The sequence below is a fragment of the Thiolapillus sp. genome, from assembly GCF_048562965.1.
Classification (GTDB): domain Bacteria; phylum Pseudomonadota; class Gammaproteobacteria; order Chromatiales; family Chromatiaceae; genus Thiolapillus; species Thiolapillus brandeum_A.
The window spans coordinates 1-4054 of record NZ_JBHNMF010000303.1; the positions used below are offsets into that span (position 1 = coordinate 1).

5 protein-coding genes are annotated in these 4054 nt (G+C 56.3%); all 5 read right to left on the minus strand.

What is annotated here, in order from left to right:
* Positions 1-122 precede the first annotated feature (122 nt).
* The 5 genes from ACOCD2_RS13650 to ACOCD2_RS13670 all read right to left on the minus strand — a co-directional run bounded on the left by ACOCD2_RS13650 (position 123) and on the right by ACOCD2_RS13670 (position 3717).
* Positions 123-521 (minus strand): hypothetical protein, encoded by a 399-nt coding sequence (locus tag ACOCD2_RS13650; protein WP_293648713.1) that lies wholly within the window; start codon positions 519-521, stop codon positions 123-125.
* A 97-nt stretch (positions 522-618) separates the two neighbouring features.
* Complete coding sequence (gene ntrC, locus ACOCD2_RS13655) at positions 619-2010, minus strand: nitrogen regulation protein NR(I) (RefSeq protein ID WP_293648710.1); 1392 nt, start codon at positions 2008-2010, stop codon at positions 619-621.
* Positions 2007-3089, minus strand: a complete 1083-nt coding sequence (gene glnL, locus ACOCD2_RS13660) for a nitrogen regulation protein NR(II) (protein ID WP_293648707.1) — start codon at positions 3087-3089, stop codon at positions 2007-2009. Before glnL ends, ntrC begins: the two co-directional genes overlap by 4 nt.
* A 134-nt stretch (positions 3090-3223) precedes the next feature.
* Positions 3224-3448: a hypothetical protein gene (locus ACOCD2_RS13665; RefSeq protein ID WP_293648705.1), complete on the minus strand. Its 225-nt coding sequence runs from the start codon at positions 3446-3448 to the stop codon at positions 3224-3226.
* Positions 3445-3717 carry a DUF4124 domain-containing protein gene (locus tag ACOCD2_RS13670; protein ID WP_293648704.1) on the minus strand — a complete coding sequence of 91 codons (273 nt, stop codon included), beginning with the start codon at positions 3715-3717 and terminating at the stop codon, positions 3445-3447. Before ACOCD2_RS13670 ends, ACOCD2_RS13665 begins: the two co-directional genes overlap by 4 nt.
* Between the last annotated feature and the right edge of the window lie 337 nt (positions 3718-4054).

Consider the following 4054-nt stretch of genomic DNA (forward strand, 5'->3'; position numbering starts at 1 on the left):
ACGCAACACTACACTAGCGACAGAATTGCGTGCCTTTGCCGACGACTATCTGAAAGAGACGAAACAGAAACTGGGGATCGAGTAACTCCTCCCCGAATGGCACCACCGGCAGCGGTAAAAACTCAGCCCCGTAAATGCTCGATATATTTCGGCATGCCCTCTCGCGCCAGCCTGACGCCTTCTGCCTGTACACGAATACGCACCGCACCACCTTCCACACCAAGGTCGCAATATGCCTGGCCACGGCTTTCCAGAGGAACCGGAATCATGTCCCGGTATGTATAGATGTTCTCACCGACATCACCGCCACTGCAGGTAGCAGGCAGATCCAGTGTGCCACCTTCGAGCAGTTCGGCATTTTCAAAAACCAGTTCAATATTCTGCCGCCACTTGGTACGCTCTTCAGAACCGGTCATGGTCTTGATCAGGCAAGCAGGTCCGAAGCATACACGCACTTCGTCACCGTCAAGCCTGATTTCCGTAATCCTGGAGCCTGGCAGTTCAATGCTGGTCAGATCCATTCGTTAGAACCTCGGGAATATGTTTATAGAATTGTTCATCATTTTAGCGCTGGTTGCGCTGGTCATCGCCTTGCTGAAGCCATGGAAATGGTAGTGGCTATTCAATATCCTTGAGCTTTCGCGTCAGCGTGTTTCTTCCCCAGCCCAGCAGCTGCGCCGCTTCCTGCCTGCGGTCCCCCGTCGCCAGCAGCGCGGCTTTGATCATGACGGTTTCCACCTCGTTGAGAAGCCCTGTCTGGCCTGCCTCGTAGCTGGCAGCCACCCAGTCCTGCAGCATGGCGCGCCAGTCGCCACCCGCTGAAGCCGGAGCACCTGATTCACCCGTCTCAGCGCTGATTTCAGGCGGCAGATCCTGTGGATAGATATCCTGCCCCGATGCCATTACGGTCAGCCAGCGCGCCGTATTTTCCAGCTGACGGACGTTGCCAGGCCAGGAAAATTCCTGTAGCCGGGTGTGCGCATCCGGCGTCAGCCGCTTTGCTTCGACTTCCAGTTCCTGGGCCGCCTTGCGCAGGAAATGCTCCATCAGCACGCCGATATCCTCCCGCCGCTCCCTCAAGGGAGGAATGTGGATGCGAATGACATTGAGCCGGTGAAACAGGTCCTCCCTGAAGCGCCCCCGGGCAACCTGTTCTTCCAGGTCCTGGTGGGTTGCTGCGATGATACGCACATTGGCCCTGACCGTACTGCCACCGCCCACGCGGTAGAATTCACCATCGGCCAGCACGCGCAACAGACGGGTTTGGGCTTCGGCCGGCATATCGCCGATCTCGTCCAGGAACAGAGTGCCACCCTCTGCCTGCTCAAAACGCCCGACGCGCCGGGTCTGGGCGCCGGTAAAGGCTCCCTTCTCGTGACCGAACAGCTCAGACTCCATGAGTTCACGGGGAATGGCTGCCATATTCAGGGCGATAAAGGGTTGCTCCGCCCGGGGACTGTGTTCGTGCAGGGCACGTGCCACAAGCTCCTTTCCCGTGCCTGACTCTCCATTGATGAGCACAGAGATATTGGATTTGGCCAAACGCCCAATCGCCCGGAATACTTCCTGCATGGAAGCTGCTTCTCCGATGATACCGGCATTTTCGCCCAGCTCGCTTCCATCGGAGGCTGTATCTTTCTTACGGCTGGCGACCGCCCGCCCCACCTGGTCGACAGCGTCCTGCAGGTCGAAGGGCTTGGGCAGATACTCGAACGCGCCCACATCATACGCCTTGACCGCACTGTCCAGATCCGAGTGCGCCGTCATGATGATGACCGGCAGTTCGGGCTGCAGCTCATGAATTTTACCCAGCAGGGTCAAACCGTCCATCTCAGGCATACGGATGTCAGAGACGATAACGGCAGGTTCATAGGCCTGCAAAGCCTTGAGCAGGTCGCCGGGATGCTCGAAACTACGCACGTCGAAACCGGCCTTGGCCAGTGCTTTTTCCAGCACCCAGCGAATGGAACGATCGTCATCCACGATCCAGACAGCAGTGGCGTTGCTCATAGATTGTTTTCCAGGGGCAGATAAAGGGTAAACACGGTTTTTCCGGGCTCGCTGGTGAATTCTATCAAACCACCGTGGCGGTTGATCAGGGATTGCGCCAATGACAGCCCCAGCCCTGTTCCCTCGGATTTCCCCGACACCATGGGATAGAACACTCGCTCCTGTATCTCCGGTGGTATGCCGGGCCCATCATCGATGATATTGAGCTGGGCTACCAGCCGGTGCCGCTTGTTCGCCAGCGTAAACTGCCGCAATACGCGGGTCTGCAACAGGATATGGCCTTTGCCCCCCGTTGCCTGCACCGCGTTCTGCACGATATTCAGGATGGCCTGGATGAGCTGGTCGGCATCCCCCTGGAGATCCGGGATGCTTGGGTCGTAATCCCGCTGCAATACCGCTCCGTGTTCTGGATCGGCTTCAATGATGGTGCAGACACGCTCGAGTATGTGATGAATGTTGACACTGCGCATCACGGGAAGCTGTCGTGAACCCAGCATCTGGTCGACCAGGGATTTCAGGCGGTCGACTTCCTCGACAATGATGTTGGTATATTCCCCCAGCTCAGTATCTTCCAGCTCCATGGCCAGCAGTTGGGCTGCGCCCCGCACACCGCCCAAAGGGTTCTTTATTTCATGGGCCAGTCCGCGGATCAGGTCCCGCGTAGCCAGATTCTGGCTGATGAGCTGTTCTTCCCGGGTCAGTCGCAGCTGTCTGTCAACGCGCCGGATCTCTGCGAGCACCATTCCCTGCCGCTGGTCGCTGTCCACGGGCACCAGCGTGCAATCCACCGTGATGCTGTGGCCGTCGGGAAGGGACAGGATGATCTCCCGCTCGGTAAGGGGCTGATTGCTTTCGGTGACTGTCCTGAGATGCTGCAGCATGACATCCTGTGGACAGCGCAACAGCTGATCCATTGGCTGTCCCAGCACCATGCGCGCACTGACTGACAGCAGCATCTCTGCCGCGGCGTTCATGTACACAATGGTCAGATCACGGTCGAACAATACCAGCGCGGTCACCTGACTGGACAGAATCCAGCCAGGCAGATCACGGGAGTAATTGTCGGAAGACGGCGACATCGGTGGATTCTTTTCAGGCAACTTTACGGCGCCCAAAAGGCAGGGTTCAGCCTCTCGGCGAGCGCTGCCTGGCAATGGTCCTGTGCAGCTGGAAACTGACAGTTTGAGACTGCAACAGCATCTTGCCGGTCTTGTCATACACGCTTGTCATACACGGCAACCGCCAGTTGGTGCATACCCCTGTCGATGGTCTCCAGTTGGATCACTGTGCTGTAGTACTTCTTCTCCAACGCCTTGCCATCCAGAATGGCTTTCAGGTAATCGCCTTTGCGCAGTACCGGTGCCAGCGCGACGAAGACGGAAACGGTGCCCGGACTGCTGCGCACTGTTCCACCGTCATCGGGACTGATGATGGTCAATTCACGGTAGGAAAAGGCCTTCGCGGGGGGGGCTCCTCTTCCCTCACGGGCTGATTGTCTTCAGTTTCCTTGAGCTGCGGTTTTACCGGCTCAGGCACAGGTGGCGGTGCATAAGTGGACAAACCTGGCAGTTTCTGCATTTTCTTTGCCTTGCTTGTTTCCGGTTGGTCACCGTAGTGAACATTTCCGGCACTGTCCACCCATTTGTAAATTTCAGCCTGGACGGCTGATACCATCAGCAACAGAAGAAAAATCGCATACCTTTTCATGGGTTAAATACTAGCTCAGGGCCTCTCCGATTGCCAGAAACCTACCCTGATTTCTGGATAAATGGTAGTTTCTGTCCGATCAACAAGCCTCAAACACCCTCTGCCCCTGATCACAATGCTCAGCTTACAAGCTTAACCCGCATGTTTCACCAGGATGCGCATTTTTCCCGGAGAGATTTTCGTTCAGATCGTTCGAACGGCCTGGGCGGAAAGATCCAAGGAAAAAGCGCATAATGTGGCGGTGACGAAGTGTTACTCAGCATATTTAATAACAAGTTATTGAATAACAATGTTATTTATGGATTTTTCGAGCGGCCTGGTAACATATGCGGGTTAA

Excerpts from the sequence above, each read along its gene's own strand:
- glnL (WP_293648707.1), bottom strand. The coding sequence starts at position 3,089 with ATGTCGCCGTCTTCCGACAATTACTCCCGTGATCTGCCTGGCTGGATT.
- ntrC (WP_293648710.1), bottom strand. The coding sequence starts at position 2,010 with ATGAGCAACGCCACTGCTGTCTGGATCGTGGATGACGATCGTTCCATT.
- ACOCD2_RS13650 (WP_293648713.1), bottom strand. The coding sequence starts at position 521 with ATGGATCTGACCAGCATTGAACTGCCAGGCTCCAGGATTACGGAAATC.
- ACOCD2_RS13670 (WP_293648704.1), bottom strand. The coding sequence starts at position 3,717 with ATGAAAAGGTATGCGATTTTTCTTCTGTTGCTGATGGTATCAGCCGTC.